Annotated in this window: 13 protein-coding genes; 11 read left to right on the forward strand and 2 right to left on the reverse strand. The window is 61.0% G+C overall.

Annotation, left to right across the window (positions count from 1 at the left end):
- Positions 1 to 10: 10 nt before the first annotated feature.
- The 5 genes from gmk (at position 11) to KVG87_RS06015 (ending at position 4,437) form a co-directional block, all read left to right on the forward strand.
- The gene (gene gmk, locus KVG87_RS05995) at positions 11 to 631 is read left to right on the forward strand and encodes a guanylate kinase (RefSeq protein WP_039757364.1); all 621 of its coding nucleotides are present in this window, start codon (positions 11 to 13) and stop codon (positions 629 to 631) included.
- 168 nt (positions 632 to 799) lie between these two features.
- The gene (gene rpoZ / locus KVG87_RS06000) at positions 800 to 1,063 is read left to right on the forward strand and encodes a DNA-directed RNA polymerase subunit omega (protein WP_008030604.1); all 264 of its coding nucleotides are present in this window, start codon (positions 800 to 802) and stop codon (positions 1,061 to 1,063) included.
- A gap of 57 nt (positions 1,064 to 1,120) precedes the next feature.
- The gene (gene spoT, locus KVG87_RS06005; RefSeq protein WP_007920338.1) at positions 1,121 to 3,226 is read left to right on the forward strand and encodes a bifunctional GTP diphosphokinase/guanosine-3',5'-bis pyrophosphate 3'-pyrophosphohydrolase; all 2,106 of its coding nucleotides are present in this window, start codon (positions 1,121 to 1,123) and stop codon (positions 3,224 to 3,226) included.
- A 24-nt stretch (positions 3,227 to 3,250) separates the two neighbouring features.
- The gene (locus tag KVG87_RS06010; protein WP_014340863.1) at positions 3,251 to 3,631 is read left to right on the forward strand and encodes a RidA family protein; all 381 of its coding nucleotides are present in this window, start codon (positions 3,251 to 3,253) and stop codon (positions 3,629 to 3,631) included.
- 65 nt (positions 3,632 to 3,696) lie between these two features.
- Entirely contained in the window at positions 3,697 to 4,437 is a 741-nt protein-coding gene (locus KVG87_RS06015) for a hypothetical protein (protein ID WP_024014801.1), read from the forward strand.
- Positions 4,438 to 4,577: 140 nt separating this feature from the next.
- Here KVG87_RS06015 and KVG87_RS06020 read toward each other — a convergent pair whose 3' ends face one another.
- On the reverse strand, positions 4,578 to 5,435 hold the full coding sequence (locus KVG87_RS06020; protein WP_217849742.1) for an SDR family oxidoreductase: 858 nt from the start codon (positions 5,433 to 5,435) through the stop codon (positions 4,578 to 4,580).
- 188 nt (positions 5,436 to 5,623) lie between these two features.
- Here KVG87_RS06020 and exbB point away from each other — a divergent pair, with 188 nt between their 5' ends.
- The 6 genes from exbB to KVG87_RS06050 all read left to right on the forward strand — a co-directional run bounded on the left by exbB (position 5,624) and on the right by KVG87_RS06050 (position 12,527).
- A complete protein-coding gene (gene exbB / locus KVG87_RS06025) occupies positions 5,624 to 6,577 on the forward strand; it encodes a tonB-system energizer ExbB (RefSeq protein WP_024014803.1) in 954 nt (317 codons plus the stop codon).
- A 6-nt stretch (positions 6,578 to 6,583) separates the two neighbouring features.
- The gene (exbD, locus tag KVG87_RS06030; RefSeq protein ID WP_016772535.1) at positions 6,584 to 7,012 is read left to right on the forward strand and encodes a TonB system transport protein ExbD; all 429 of its coding nucleotides are present in this window, start codon (positions 6,584 to 6,586) and stop codon (positions 7,010 to 7,012) included.
- A complete protein-coding gene (locus tag KVG87_RS06035; RefSeq protein ID WP_076564548.1) occupies positions 7,009 to 7,755 on the forward strand; it encodes a TonB family protein in 747 nt (248 codons plus the stop codon). Before exbD ends, KVG87_RS06035 begins: the two co-directional genes overlap by 4 nt.
- 277 nt (positions 7,756 to 8,032) lie before the next feature.
- The gene (locus tag KVG87_RS06040; RefSeq protein ID WP_016772533.1) at positions 8,033 to 8,962 is read left to right on the forward strand and encodes a hydrogen peroxide-inducible genes activator; all 930 of its coding nucleotides are present in this window, start codon (positions 8,033 to 8,035) and stop codon (positions 8,960 to 8,962) included.
- Between the two features lie 9 nt (positions 8,963 to 8,971).
- Complete coding sequence (gene recG, locus KVG87_RS06045; protein ID WP_217849744.1) at positions 8,972 to 11,047, forward strand: ATP-dependent DNA helicase RecG; 2,076 nt, start codon at positions 8,972 to 8,974, stop codon at positions 11,045 to 11,047.
- 79 nt (positions 11,048 to 11,126) lie between these two features.
- Positions 11,127 to 12,527, forward strand: coding sequence for an aminoacyl-tRNA deacylase and HDOD domain-containing protein (locus tag KVG87_RS06050; protein ID WP_041476626.1), 1,401 nt, complete (start codon positions 11,127 to 11,129; stop codon positions 12,525 to 12,527).
- A gap of 87 nt (positions 12,528 to 12,614) precedes the next feature.
- On the opposite strand, the gene KVG87_RS06055 is transcribed toward KVG87_RS06050, so the two are convergent.
- A complete protein-coding gene (locus KVG87_RS06055) occupies positions 12,615 to 15,179 on the reverse strand; it encodes a hypothetical protein (RefSeq protein ID WP_217849747.1) in 2,565 nt (854 codons plus the stop codon).
- Between the last annotated feature and the right edge of the window lie 56 nt (positions 15,180 to 15,235).

The raw sequence follows: 15,235 nt of genomic DNA on the forward strand, positions 1-15,235 counted from the left end.
CTACCCTGACATGACCCAACACACCGGCACCCTGTACATCATTTCCGCGCCATCGGGCGCGGGCAAGAGCAGTCTGGTCAAGGCGTTGACCGACGCCGATCCGGAGATTCGCGTTTCCGTTTCGCACACCACCCGCGCCATGCGCCCGGGCGAAGTGGATGGCGTGAACTACCATTTCGTGACCCGCGAAGAGTTCGTGAAGATGGGCGAGCACGGCGACTTCCTTGAACGCGCCGAAGTCTTCGGCAACTTCTACGGCACCTCGCAAAGCCGTTTGCAACAGACCCTGGACGAAGGTCACGACCTGATTCTGGAAATCGACTGGCAAGGCGCCGAGCAAGTGCGCAAGCTGATGCCACAAGCGCGCTCGATCTTCATCCTGCCGCCATCGCTGCAAGCCCTGCACCAGCGCCTGACCAACCGCGGCCAGGACAGCGACGAGATCATCGACGGCCGCATGCGCGAAGCGGTCAGCGAGATGAGCCATTACGTCGATTACGATTACTTGATCATCAACGACGATTTCGCCCACGCGTTGGACGATCTGAAAGCGATTTTCCGCGCCAATCAGCTGCAACAGAAACGCCAGCAAGTGCGTTTCGGCAAATTGCTGGCTGAATTGCTCGGCTAAAACAGCACTTCCCAAAATGCCTGCAAGCGCTTTACATTGGTGCTTGCAGCGCGTTGAAGGGACTGGTCAAAAAATCAGCGCTTCCCTAATCGCTGGTGATTTTTTAAACTGCTCAGTCCGCTCGCCCAACCGGGCAGCGCGCATATTGCATTCGCTCCGAGGAATACCATGGCCCGCGTAACCGTTGAAGACTGCCTAGAACACGTGGAAAACCGCTTTGAGCTGGTCATGCTCTCTACCAAGCGTGCCCGTCAACTGGCCACCGGCGGCAAAGAGCCATTGGTGCAGTGGGAAAACGACAAGCCGACCGTTGTCGCACTGCGTGAAATTGCTGAAGGCCTGATGAGCTACGAGTTCATCGCCGAGCAGGAAATCGTCCAGGATGAACCGCTGTTCGCAGCGTTCGAGGACGAGTCGAACGAGGCCGTCTAAGCCTATGCCTGGTCGACGTAGCACGGCGCGGGGTCACAGCTTTCGGCAGGAATCATCATGCCGAGCATAGACGCCCTCGCCGATCGCTTATCGACCTACCTCGGCAACGACCAGGTTAACCTGGTCCGCCGAGCGTATTTCTACGCCGAACAAGCCCATGACGGTCAACGCCGTCGCAGTGGTGAGGCGTACGTCACGCATCCTCTTGCCGTGGCCAATATTCTTGCCGACATGCACATGGACCATCAGAGCCTGATGGCCGCGATGCTGCATGACGTGATCGAAGACACCGGTATCGCCAAGGAAGCGCTGCAAGCGCAGTTTGGTGAAACCGTGGCCGAACTGGTCGACGGGGTCAGCAAACTGACCCAGATGAACTTCGAGACCAAGGCCGAAGCCCAGGCGGAAAACTTCCAGAAAATGGCCATGGCCATGGCGCGCGACATCCGGGTGATCCTGGTAAAGCTCGCCGACCGTCTGCACAACATGCGCACGCTGGAAGTGCTGTCCGGCGAAAAGCGCCGGCGCATCGCCAAGGAAACCCTCGAAATCTACGCGCCCATTGCCAACCGGCTGGGCATGCACGCGATCCGCATCGAATTCGAAGACCTCGGCTTCAAGGCCATGCACCCGATGCGTTCCGCGCGGATCTACCAGGCGGTCAAGCGCGCCCGGGGCAACCGCAAGGAAATCGTCAACAAGATCGAAGAGTCCCTCGGCCACTGCCTCGCCATCGACGGCATCCAGGGCGAAGTCAGCGGTCGGCAGAAACACCTCTACGGCATCTACAAGAAAATGCGCGGCAAGCGTCGGGCCTTCAACGAAATCATGGACGTCTACGCGTTCCGGATCATCGTCGACAAGGTCGATACCTGCTACCGGGTACTGGGTGCTGTGCATAATTTGTACAAACCGTTGCCGGGGCGCTTCAAGGATTACATCGCGATCCCCAAGGCCAACGGCTACCAGTCGCTGCATACCACGCTGTTCGGCATGCACGGTGTACCGATCGAGATCCAGATCCGTACCCGCGAAATGGAAGAGATGGCCAATAACGGCATCGCCGCCCATTGGCTGTACAAATCCAGCGGTGACGAGCAACCGAAAGGCACTCACGCCCGCGCCCGCCAGTGGGTCAAAGGCGTGCTGGAAATGCAGCAACGCGCCGGCAACTCGCTGGAATTCATCGAAAGCGTGAAGATCGACCTGTTCCCGGACGAGGTCTACGTGTTCACGCCCAAAGGCCGAATCATGGAGCTGCCAAAAGGCTCCACGGCGGTCGATTTTGCCTACGCGGTACATACCGACGTCGGCAACAGCTGCATCGCCTGCCGCATCAACCGTCGTCTCGCGCCGCTGTCCGAACCGCTGCAAAGCGGCTCCACGGTCGAAATCGTCAGCGCCCCCGGCGCACGGCCGAACCCGGCGTGGCTCAACTTCGTCGTTACCGGCAAGGCACGCACACATATTCGTCATGCGCTGAAACTGCAGCGCCGCTCCGAGTCCATCAGCCTCGGCGAACGCCTGCTGAACAAGGTGCTCAACGGGTTCGACAGCTCCCTGGAAAAGATTCCGGCCGAGCGCGTCAAAGCCATGCTTACCGAATATCGTCTCGAACTGATCGAAGACCTGCTCGAAGACATTGGCCTGGGCAACCGCATGGCGTACGTGGTCGCCCGTCGCCTGCTTGGCGAAGGCGAGCAGCTGCCGAGTCCGGAAGGTCCGCTGGCGATTCGCGGTACCGAGGGCCTGGTGCTCAGCTACGCCAAGTGCTGCACGCCGATCCCGGGCGACCCGATTGTCGGGCACCTGTCGGCGGGCAAAGGCATGGTCGTGCACCTGGACAACTGCCGCAACATCAGCGAAATCAGGCACAACCCGGAAAAATGCATCCAGCTCTCGTGGGCCAAGGATGTCACCGGCGAATTCAACGTCGAGCTGCGGGTCGAGCTGGAACATCAGCGTGGCCTGATCGCCCTGCTGGCCAGCAGCGTCAACGCGGCCGACGGCAACATCGAGAAAATCAGCATGGACGAACGCGATGGTCGCATCAGCGTCGTGCAGTTGGTGGTCAGCGTTCACGACCGTGTGCACCTGGCCCGCGTGATCAAGAAACTGCGCGCCTTGACCGGGGTGATCCGCATCACCCGCATGCGTGCATAACCTGCCTATTACAAGGAGTCCTACATGACCAAAACCGTCATCACCAGCGACAAGGCCCCGGCCGCCATCGGCACTTACTCCCAGGCGATCAAGGCAGGCAACACCGTTTACATGTCGGGCCAGATTCCTCTGGACCCGAAAACCATGGAACTGGTCGAAGGCTTCGAAGCCCAGACCGTCCAGGTCTTCGAGAACCTCAAAGCCGTGGCCGAAGCCGCCGGCGGTTCGTTCAAGGACATCGTCAAACTGAACATCTTCCTCACCGACCTGAGCCACTTCGCCAAGGTCAACGAGATCATGGGCAAGTACTTCGACCAGCCATACCCTGCCCGCGCCGCCATTGGCGTGGCCGCCCTGCCGAAGGGTGCGCAGGTTGAAATGGATGCCATTCTGGTCATCGAGTGATGCGCACGGCGCGGCCCCCACGCCGCGCCGACTGCCGCAAGAAAAGGTTTTGAAAGGATTCCACCATGCGCAAAGCGCTAGCTCTCTCGCTGCTCGCCCTGTTTCTCGGCGGCTGCGCCAGCGACCCTGCCGACCGTGACATCAGCGGCACCTGGATCAACCAGGTGGCGATCGATGCCGCCGCCAAGGGCGGTCCCCTGCGTGAAGCGCTGCAGGCTTACGGCCCGAATCTGGAATGGGACGTCAACACCAAGGCCGGTCAGGCCCGCTACACCAACGGTTTTGAGAACGTCGAAGGACGGCTGCTGGGCGAAGAGTCCGGCGCTTGGAAAGTCGACTTCTATGGCAGCTCCGCCAGCGAACTGAAACGCGACGGCGGGCGCCTGCAACAAGCTGCCAGCGACAACGAACCCGAACAAGTCTTCGATCGCGCACAGATCCCGGTGCCGGAAGGCGCACCAATCGGTGCCAGCTTCGAACGCGCGCTCTACTCAGCATATCTGGGCGGCAACTGGACCATCGCCAGCGGCCAGGGTGAAGGCGGCACCGTGCAGTTCCAGGCCGACGGCCAGGTGACCGGCCTGCCGGGCGTTGATCGTTATGCCTTGTGTCTGGCCGGCGATTGCGCGTCCATGAGCAATGGCAACGACAGCATGTGGCTGCAACTCAATGGCCAGGGCAACAACTGGATCTTTGTGCGCAAGGGCAAGGAGCTGGAGATTCTGCAGGCAGTGAACGCTGCGCTAGCGGATGAGCAACCGCAGTTCGCCGCAGGTGAGCGCAAGTGGTTGCTGGAGAAGCAGTAACCAGCCTCCGAAATCTCAGAAGATCAAATGTGGGAGCGAGCCTGCTCGCGAACGCGGTGGGTCAGTCGAACTGATAATGACTGACATACCGCATTCGCGAGCAGGCTCGCTCCCACAGTGGTTTTTGTGTTGCTGGAAATTCAGCACTTACCTTCAAGAATCGCTGCATAGCCTTCGCGATAACTCGAATACTTCGGCACCCACCCCAACGCTTTCGCCCGCGCATTGCTGCAACGCTTGCTGCCAGTGCGCCGCACACTGGCGTCTTCCGCCCATTCAGTCACGCCCAGATACTCGCGCAACCAGCCCACCACTTCGGCCAACGGCGCTGGCGCGTCATCCACACCGATATAGAGCTCGTCCAGCTTGATGCCCTCGCGGTCTTTTTCCAGCAAGAACGCCAGCAGCCCCGCTGCATCATCGGCATGAATCCGATTGCCATACAGCGGCGGCTCGACTGCCACGCGATACCCGCGACGCACCTGAGTCAGCAGCCACTCGCGGCCCGGGCCGTAAATGCCGGTCAGGCGCAGCACACTTGCCGGAATGCCGCTATTGAGCGCGACCTGCTCGGCCTCGAGCATCAAGCGACCTGAATAACCGGCCGCGACAGTCTCGGAGGTCTCATCCACCCATGCTCCATCCTGCTGGCCGTACACGCTGCTGCTGGACACGAAGATTAGCCGCTCGGGCACTTGCCCATAATCACCCAGCCAGCTCAGCACATTCTGCAGACCCTGCACGTAAGCTTTGCGATAGCCCTCTTCGTCATGATCGGTGGCCGCAGCGCAATACACCAGATAATCCACGGCACCCACCGGCCAGGTCGCCGGGCATTCTTCGCTGAACAGGTCGCCGGCGACGCCGATGACACCCTCCGGCAGCTTGGAAACGTCGCGGCGCAGGCCATGGACTTGCCAGCCAGCCGCCAGCAATTGCGTGGCCAGACGACTGCCGACATCACCACAACCGGCAATCAAAACAGAAGGCGCGGACATCAGAAAACTCCCATCGGAAAGGCACAGACTAGCTCTGGCACAGGACGAACGGCTAGCAATGAAGGAAAAAAAGTTACTCTATTACTTTTGTTAACAAGAATTACTTGCAATAATGCACGCCACTTTTGTTCTCGGCCTCACGAGGCCTGGAAGAGCAACAACGTTTTTCTATCTCAGGTCCGGCCAGCATGACACGTAATCAAACTCCCGCTTCGCCAACCACTCGACCTCGCGCCTGGAGCGCCGTCGCGGCTCTGTTGCTCAGCCTGATGCTGGCACCGACCGCCGCCTTCGCCGACGCCCAAGCGCCCGCCACCCCAGCCGCCACCGAGCAGAGCGCACCCGCTGCCGCTCCGGCTGCACCGGCCGCCACCGATCCGGTGCAGGCTGTCGACGCGGCCGACGCACCTGAAGTCCTCGAAGCCGACAACACCTTGGGCATGGCCCACGACCTGTCGCCGTGGGGCATGTACCAGAACGCCGACATCATCGTGAAAATCGTGATGATCGGTCTGGCCATCGCATCGATCATCACCTGGACTATCTGGATCGCCAAAGGCTTCGAGCTGATGGGCGCCAAGCGTCGTCTGCGTGGCGAAATCGCCGCACTGAAAAAAGCCACCACCCTCAAAGAAGCCAGCGCCACCGCTGGTAAAGAAGGCACCCTCGCCAACCTGCTGGTGCATGACGCGCTCGAAGAGATGCGCCTGTCGGTCAACAGCCGCGAGAAAGAAGGCATCAAGGAACGCGTCAGCTTCCGCCTCGAGCGCCTCGTTGCTGCCTGCGGTCGCAACATGAGCAGCGGCACCGGCGTCCTCGCCACCATCGGTTCGACCGCACCGTTCGTAGGTCTGTTCGGTACCGTGTGGGGCATCATGAACTCCTTCATCGGCATCGCCAAAACCCAGACCACCAACCTCGCCGTTGTCGCACCGGGTATCGCTGAAGCGCTGCTGGCCACTGCACTGGGTCTGGTTGCGGCGATTCCTGCGGTGGTGATCTACAACGTCTTCGCCCGCTCCATCGCCGGTTACAAGGCGCAGGTCTCCGATGCCTCGGCAGAAGTCCTGCTGCTGGTCAGCCGCGATCTCGACCACCAGCCTGAGCGCAGCTCGCAGCCGCACATGGTTAAAGTGGGGTAATCGGCCATGGGCCTGCATTTGAAAGAAGGCGCAGACGACGATCTGGCCGAGAACCACGAAATCAACGTCACGCCGTTCATCGACGTGATGCTGGTGCTGTTGATCATCTTCATGGTGGCCGCGCCGTTGGCCACCGTGGACATCAAAGTCGACCTGCCCGCCTCGACCGCCAAACCGGCGCCGCGGCCGGAAAAACCGGTGTTCCTCAGTGTGAAAGCTGACCAGCGCCTGTTCCTCGGTGACGACGAAGTGAAAGCCGAAACCCTCGGCGCTACCCTCGACGCCAAGACCCAGGGCAAGAAAGACACCACCATCTTCTTCCAGGCCGACAAAGGCGTGGATTACGGTGACCTGATGAGCGTGATGGACAGCCTGCGCGCCGCCGGTTACCTGAAGGTTGGTCTGGTCGGACTTGAGACGGCAGCCAAGAAATGATCACGACGCGCCATAAGCTGACGCGTTACAGCGGTAGCCTGGCCGTGGTGCTGGGCGTGCATGCGCTGGCCATCGCGCTGGCGCTGAACTGGACTGCCCGCCCGCCCATCGAATTGCCGCCGCAGGCAATGATGGTCGAGCTGGCCCCGTTGCCTGCCCCGCCACCGCCGGCTCCGCCGAAAGTCGTCACACCGCCGCAGCCACCGGCTCCGGTGGAAGAATTGCCGATTCCGAAACTGGCTGAAGCACCGAAAGCGGAAATCGCGGTACCGAAACCCAAGCCGAAGCCCAAGCCAAAACCGCCGAAGCCGGTCGAGAAAAAACTGCCAGAGCCGCCGAAGGAAAAACCTTCCGAGGAGAAACCGGCCGATACGCAACCGACCCAGGCACCGACGGAGAAATCCGCCCAGCCGGCACCGGGCCCATCGCCAGCTGAAGTGGCGGCCAAGGCCAGTTGGCAAGGCGCCTTGCTCGCGCATCTGCAGAAGTACAAGAAGTACCCGCAGAGTGCGCAGTCGCGGGGCAAGGAAGGCTTGAATCGTCTGCGTTTCGTGGTCGATGGCGAAGGTAATGTGCTGTCGTTCGAACTGGTGGGCCGCTCTGGCAACGCTGATCTGGACCGGGCCACCCTGGACATGATCCGCCGCGCGCAACCGCTGCCCAAGCCTCCGGCCGACATGCTCAACAACGGCTCGATCGAAATTGTTGCGCCGTTTGTTTATTCGCTGGAACGTCGCCGCTAAGCAACACCGCAATACCTGTGGGAGCTGGCTTGCCAGCGATAGCGGTGTGTCAGAGAAGGATTTATTAGCTGACCCACTGCAATCGCTGGCAAGCCAGCTCCCACAAGGTTCTCCGCCAGCCGAGAGAACCAAGCCAAGAGGCACCGAAAGGTGCCTTTTGCGTATCTGCCAGCGGCAAACCGTCCTCGACCGGTGTCGCACTCAGCCCGCAGTCTGATAACGTGCGTCTATCGATTGCAGCCGGTATGCTTGGCGCGCATCTTCATGGACGCTTGCTATGACCCTCACAGAATTACGCTACATCGTTACCCTCGCCCAAGAGCAGCACTTCGGCCATGCCGCCGAGCGTTGCCACGTCAGTCAGCCGACGCTGTCGGTGGGCGTGAAGAAACTTGAAGACGAACTCGGTGTGCTGATTTTCGAGCGCAGCAAAAGCGCCGTGCGCCTGACCCCGGTCGGCGAAGGCATCGTCGCCCAGGCGCAGAAGGTCCTGGAACAGGCCCAAGGCATTCGCGAACTGGCCCAGGCCGGCAAGAATCAGCTGACCGCGCCGCTGAAAGTCGGCGCCATCTACACCGTCGGCCCGTACCTGTTCCCGCATCTGATTCCACAACTGCACCGGGTTGCCCCGCAGATGCCGTTGTACATCGAAGAAAACTTCACCCACGTGCTGCGCGACAAACTGCGCAACGGCGAGCTCGACGCGATCATCATCGCCCTGCCGTTCAACGAAGCCGACGTGCTGACCCTGCCGCTTTACGACGAGCCGTTCTACGTGCTCATGCCGGCGCAGCATCCGTGGACCAAGAAAGAATCCATCGACGCCGGCCTGCTCAACGACAAGAGCCTGCTGCTGCTCGGTGAAGGCCACTGCTTCCGCGATCAGGTGCTCGAGGCCTGCCCGACGCTGACCAAGGGCAATGACGGCGCCAAGCACACCACGGTGGAATCCAGCTCGCTGGAAACCATTCGCCACATGGTCGCCTCCGGCCTGGGCATCTCGATCCTGCCGCTGTCGGCAGTGGACAGCCATCACTACGCCCCCGGCGTGATCGAAGTGCGTCCACTGACCGCGCCGGTGCCGTTCCGCACCGTAGCGATCGCCTGGCGCGCGAGCTTCCCACGGCCGAAAGCCATCGAGATCCTCGCCGATTCCATTCGCCTGTGCTCGGTGGCCAAGCCAACGGCGCCGGTTACGGCCGGTTAAGCGAGCGTCATGACGGAGCTGTCGCAAGTGTCGGTGACGGCACTCAAGGGTGTCGGCGAAGCCATGGCCGAGAAACTGGCCAAGGTCGGCCTCGAGAATCTGCAGGACGTGCTCTTCCACTTGCCGCTGCGTTATCAGGATCGCACCCGCGTGGTGCCGATCGGTGCGCTGCGGCCGGGTCAGGACGCCGTGGTTGAAGGCACCGTCAGCGGCGCCGATGTAGTCATGGGTCGCCGCCGAAGCCTGGTCGTGCGCTTGCAGGACGGCACCGGCGGCCTGAGCCTGCGTTTCTACCATTTCAGCAACGCGCAGAAGGAAGGGCTCAAGCGTGGCACGCGGGTTCGCTGCTACGGTGAAGCCCGGCCCGGCGCCTCAGGCCTGGAAATCTATCATCCGGAATACCGCGCGATCACCGGCGATGAACCGCCGCCAGTCGATGAAACCCTGACCCCGGTCTACCCGCTCACCGAAGGCCTGACCCAACAGCGCCTGCGCCAGTTGTGCATGCAGACCCTGACGCTGCTCAAGCCGAGCACCCTGCCCGACTGGCTGCCGACCGAACTGGCCCGCGACTACCAACTGGCGCCGCTGGCCGACGCGATCCGTTACCTGCACAACCCGCCCGCCGATGCCGATGTCGATGAACTCGCCCTTGGCCATCACTGGGCGCAGCATCGCCTGGCTTTCGAAGAACTGCTCACCCATCAACTGTCGCAACAGCGTCTGCGCGAAAGCATGCGTTCACTGCGCGCGCCGGCGATGCCGAAAGCCACAAAGCTGCCACCGAAATACCTGAAAAACCTCGGCTTCAACCCGACCGGCGCGCAACAGCGCGTCGGCAACGAAATCGCCTACGACCTCAGCCGGCACGAACCGATGTTGCGCCTGATTCAGGGTGACGTTGGCGCGGGGAAAACCGTGGTCGCCGCCCTCGCCGCACTGCAAGCGCTGGAGGCCGGTTATCAAGTCGCGCTGATGGCACCGACCGAGATCCTCGCCGAACAACACTTCATCACCTTCAAGCGCTGGCTCGAACCGCTGGGCATTGAAGTCGCGTGGCTGGCCGGCAAGCTCAAAGGCAAAAACCGCGTCGCCGCGCTGGAGCAGATCGCCAGCGGCACGCCGATGGTGGTCGGCACCCACGCGCTGTTCCAGGACGAAGTGCAGTTCAAGAACCTCGCACTGGTGATCATCGACGAACAGCACCGCTTCGGCGTGCAACAGCGTCTGGCGCTGCGGCAGAAAGGCGTCGGCGGGCGCATGTGCCCGCATCAACTGATCATGACCGCCACACCGATTCCGCGCACTCTTGCAATGAGTGCCTACGCCGACCTCGACACCTCGATCCTCGATGAATTGCCGGCCGGGCGAACGCCGGTCAACACCGTGCTGGTCACCGACACCCGCCGCGTCGAAGTCATCGAACGGGTGCGCAGCGCTTGCGCCGAAGGTCGTCAGGCCTATTGGGTGTGCACGCTGATCGAAGAGTCCGAAGAGTTGACCTGTCAGGCCGCCGAAACCACCTTCGAGGATCTCACCGCCGCCCTCGGCGAATTGAAGGTCGGGCTGATTCACGGGCGCATGAAACCGGTAGAGAAAGCCGCCGTCATGGCCGAGTTCAAGGCCGGCAACCTGCAACTGCTGGTCGCCACCACCGTGATCGAAGTCGGCGTCGACGTGCCCAACGCCAGCCTGATGATCATCGAAAACCCCGAGCGTCTCGGCCTCGCGCAACTGCACCAGTTGCGCGGTCGGGTTGGTCGGGGCAGCGCGGCCAGCCATTGCGTGCTGCTCTACCATCCTCCGCTGTCGCAGATCGGCCGCCAGCGTCTGGGCATCATGCGCGAGACCAATGACGGTTTCGTCATCGCCGAAAAAGACCTCGAACTGCGCGGCCCCGGGGAAATGCTCGGCACCCGTCAGACCGGCCTGCTGCAATTCAAGGTCGCCGACCTGATGCGCGACGCCGACCTGCTGCCCGCCGTGCGCGACGCAGCCCAGGCTTTGCTGGAGCGCTGGCCGACCCACGTCAGCCCATTGCTTGACCGTTGGCTGCGCCATGGGCAGCAATACGGCCAAGTGTGAGCACCGTCGCAGTTTGTGCAGGATCGTTCCTACAGAGCTGGTTATACTCCTGCCATTGTTTCAAAAACGGATACAGACCATGACCGAAGCTGCTCTCGTCCCCGAATCTCCGCAAGCTCCGTCTGTTATTCGGCTGCTGCTCAACAAGCTGGGCGTTGCCTACGAAGAAGTGCTCGACCACCACGGCCTCAATGCCTCGCGCAAAGTGCAGGCCGTGTTGCTGGACGACGCCGTGGGCGCGTTGATGGTGCTGTTTCCACAGAGCCAGTTGCTGGATCTCAATCGCCTCGCCGAACTCACTGGTCGCCGCCTCACAGCCGTGTCCACCGAGCGCCTGGAGAAGATGCTCGGCAAACACAATCTCAGCCTGCTGCCGGGCCTGCCGGCGCTGACCAGTTCGCCGTGCCTCTACGAAGAAAGCCTGCTGCGCGAGCCGAAGTTGCTGATCAACTCCGGCGAGCCGGGCCTGCTGCTGGAAATCAGCAGCGAAGACTTCAAATCGATGCTGACCAAGGCCAGCGCCGCCAACTTCGGCGAAGCCCTGAGCAGCATCCGCCCGAACCTCGACCGCCCGGACGATGACCGCGAGGAAATCACCCAGGCCGTGCAGGCGTTCACCGCGCGGCGCATTCAGCAGCGTCTGGAAGCGACCATCGAGATTCCTCCGCTGGCCGAAACCGCGCAAAAAATCATCAAGCTGCGCGTTGACCCCAATGCCACCATCGACGACATCACCGGCGTGGTTGAAACCGACCCGGCGCTGGCCGCGCAAGTGGTGAGCTGGGCGGCGTCGCCGTACTACGCCTCGCCGGGCAAGATTCGTTCGGTGGAAGACGCGATCGTCCGCGTGCTGGGCTTCGATCTGGTGATCAACCTCGCGCTGGGCCTGGCCCTCGGCAAGACCCTGAGCCTGCCGAAAGACCATCCGCAACACACCACGCCGTACTGGCAGCAGTCGATCTACACCGCCGCCGTCATCGAAGGCCTGACCCGCGCCATGCCGCGCGCCCAGCGCCCGGAAGCCGGCCTGACGTATCTGGCCGGTCTGCTGCATAACTTCGGTTACCTGCTGCTGGCCCACGTGTTCCCGCCGCACTTCTCGCTGATCTGCCGCCACCTGGAGGTCAACCCGCACCTGTGCCACAGCTACATCGAGCAACACCTGCTCGGTATCAGCCGTGAACAGATCGGCTCGTGGCTGATGCGCTACTGGGACATGCCCGATGAACTGGCCACCGCCCTGCGCTTCCAGCACGACCCAAGCTACGACGGCGCCTACGCCGAATACCCGAACCTCGTCTGCCTGGCCGTGCGCCTGCTGCGCAGCCGCGGGATTGGCTCCGGGCCGGATGAAGATATTCCGGATGCCCTGCTTGAACGCGTCGGCCTGAGCCGTGACAAAGCCAACGATGTCGTCAGCAAAGTGCTTGAGGCTGAAGTGCTGCTGCGTGAACTGGCTTCGCAGTTCAGCCAGGCCTGAAAAGCTTCGCGGGCAAGCCCGCTCCCAAAGATCGATGCGATCTTTGGGAGCGGGTGCGTTGCGGCCAACTGTTGATTATTGGCGTAATCAACCGCGGTACCGAATCACCCAGCCCTGCGGGTTAGGGAAGCTTCCAATGAAATACCCTCCCACTACAATTCGGCCGTCCGCCAGTACCGTCATGTCATGAAGAGCCTCCAGGACCCCGGCCTCGTCGAAAACGCTGAACCCTGTGCCGTTGAATGACAGGTCCGGTGTTCCGTCCGCCAAAAACTTCGCCGTGATCGCACTCGGATCATCGTCGGTGACTCCGATTCCGGTGTCGCCGCTGACGACGATTGAACCGTCAGGTCGCGCTACACAGCGCAACCATCTAAAACCTTGCGGGACGAAATCGGAGAACAACGGCTTACCGTTATTGAATACGAGATTGTAGGAGCCTTTGGACGTGAGGACCGCAATCACTCCACGCATGCCACCGTCCCTTACGGCAGCCCCTGCAAGAACAATCTTGCTATCCACAATTGAAATGGCGGACAGGTGGATATCATCCTCACCAGAGATGATCACGACGCCGTTACCGCTCTCGCCGAATGACCTGTCGATCTTGCCGTTAGCGTCGAATCGAATGACGTAAGCGCCCGAAGATGGCCCGCTATAGCTGCCGCCAACCACCACAGCACCGTCAGGTTGATGCGCGACCAGCTGCGCAGAACTGTGTTGGTGTGCAATGCCAGCGAGCTCGACAAGCGCGAAACCCGTGCCATTGAACGTGGTGTCGTCGGAGCCATCCGCATTGAGCCGCATGACGATGCCGCTCACACGGCCAGTGTCGTCTTCGACGGAGCCGACCAGCAGGATTTTCTCGTCTTGCCGCAAGACATTGTCGCCATGACCCGCGCTCCCCATCTGCGCATAAGGAATGTATCGCACACCCTGGTCAGCAAAGTTGTGATCCAGCCGTCCATCTTTGTCTTGTTTCACGACAACCAGCCCGGCAGAAACATCAGGCCCATTGTTCTGGTACTCGGCACGAACGAGCCAACCGCCATCCGGGAACGGCGTCAACTCGAGCATCGAGTGCATATACAAACCGTCCTTGAGTGAAATCTCGACGAATCCTGTCTTGTCATCACCAAAACCGAGATCCAGTTGGCCGTCCTCCAGAAGCCGGGCGATCAGCGTTTCCAGGCCATCCTTGCGTCGACGAACAGCCACCAGCAACTTGTTGTCCGGCAGAGCCAATACCGCTCTTACGTCAAACTCAGACAATTCCCCAAGCGGAAATCTGACAACGCCGTTTTCGCCAAAAGACGGATCAAAATTCAGCGTGCCACTCGTCAGGTTTGCGCTTAGATAGCGAGTGATCCAGCCATCCACCCGGGAAGGGTCAGAAAGGCTGGTGTGGGTCATGGACACCACTATCCGACCGTCCTCCATGATTGCCAGATCATGAGGAAACACTGGCCCCGCTACGTTATCGAAGAGCGTATAGCCAATACCGTTGAAGGCCGTGTCCAGCTTGCCGTCTGCGAGAAAGCGCGCGGTAATTACCGCGGAATCACCGGCTCCAACGACAATGATCGAGCCGTCGAGCTGTGATGTATGCCGCCACGTCAATCCGTCTGGCAGTAACGGGGAAAACAGAGGCTGGCCATTATTGAATACAAGATTGGATGCTCCACTGGCGGTCAGCACAACCACCAACCCGCCATGGACGTTCTTTTGCCAGGCGTCACCCACCGCAACGATCCTGCCATCACTTTCGCGCACCGAAACGGCGTGCAAAGAGCTCTCGCCATCCTCGTCGAAAATCAGCTTCGCCTGGCCGTTGTTGAAATCCTTATCCAGCTTCCCCGCTACGTCCAAACGTGCCAGAAAAACTCCGGAGCCTGTCTCACCATTCTGAAAAACGCCGCAAACCAATACTTTGCCATCGCCTTGAACAGCGATAGCGCCGGCGGTGCTCGAGGTGGCACCAACATCCACCAAGACGTACCCCGCGCCGTCAAATGATGGATCGAGCGAGCCGTTCGCCAAAAGACGCATCACGACGGGCGATGGCCATGGCTCATCGATCAGCAGGAAATGGAGCAGGACGATTTTGCCATCGACCTGCTGAACTGCAGAGCCGGTAAAGGCATTTGTAGCGGGGGACTTTTGGCTTGACTTCGCCCCTGCCGACGACGCAGGCGTGGAGCTTGGGATCTTGTAGAAAGAAAATAAACTCACCCCGTTATCGCCGAACGAATCGTCCAGCTCACCGTTGCCTTTCAAGCGGATCATTGCTTGGCCAGCGTCGACGGCCTTCTGTGTGAAGTATTGAACGCGCACCAGCCAGCCGCCGTCCCGCAACGCATCGAGCCCAAACACGGTGCTCATGCTAGCGCCGTTCAAAGATATCTCGACGAAACCCGTCTCATGACTTCCGAAGGACTTGTCGAGCGTCCCGTCTTCGTTCAATCGGGCGATGGCCAGCAGCGCGTCACTTCCTTCCAGAGGAAGAGCGACCAGCAACTTCCCGTCGGGAAGGGCCAAAACGGCCGCAGCCTCATGGCTCGCAATGCCCGGTATCGGCAACTTCAATAAACCATTCAGGGCAAAAGAGGGATCGGGGGTACCTGGGGTGGTCAAGTCCTGAGCCTGAGTCATGTTCTTGCTCCATCAAGTGCGTTGCGTCCTTTACGGGACCGGAGCTTGAGTAGAGC

Source organism: Pseudomonas siliginis (genome assembly GCF_019145195.1).
Classification (GTDB): domain Bacteria; phylum Pseudomonadota; class Gammaproteobacteria; order Pseudomonadales; family Pseudomonadaceae; genus Aquipseudomonas; species Aquipseudomonas siliginis.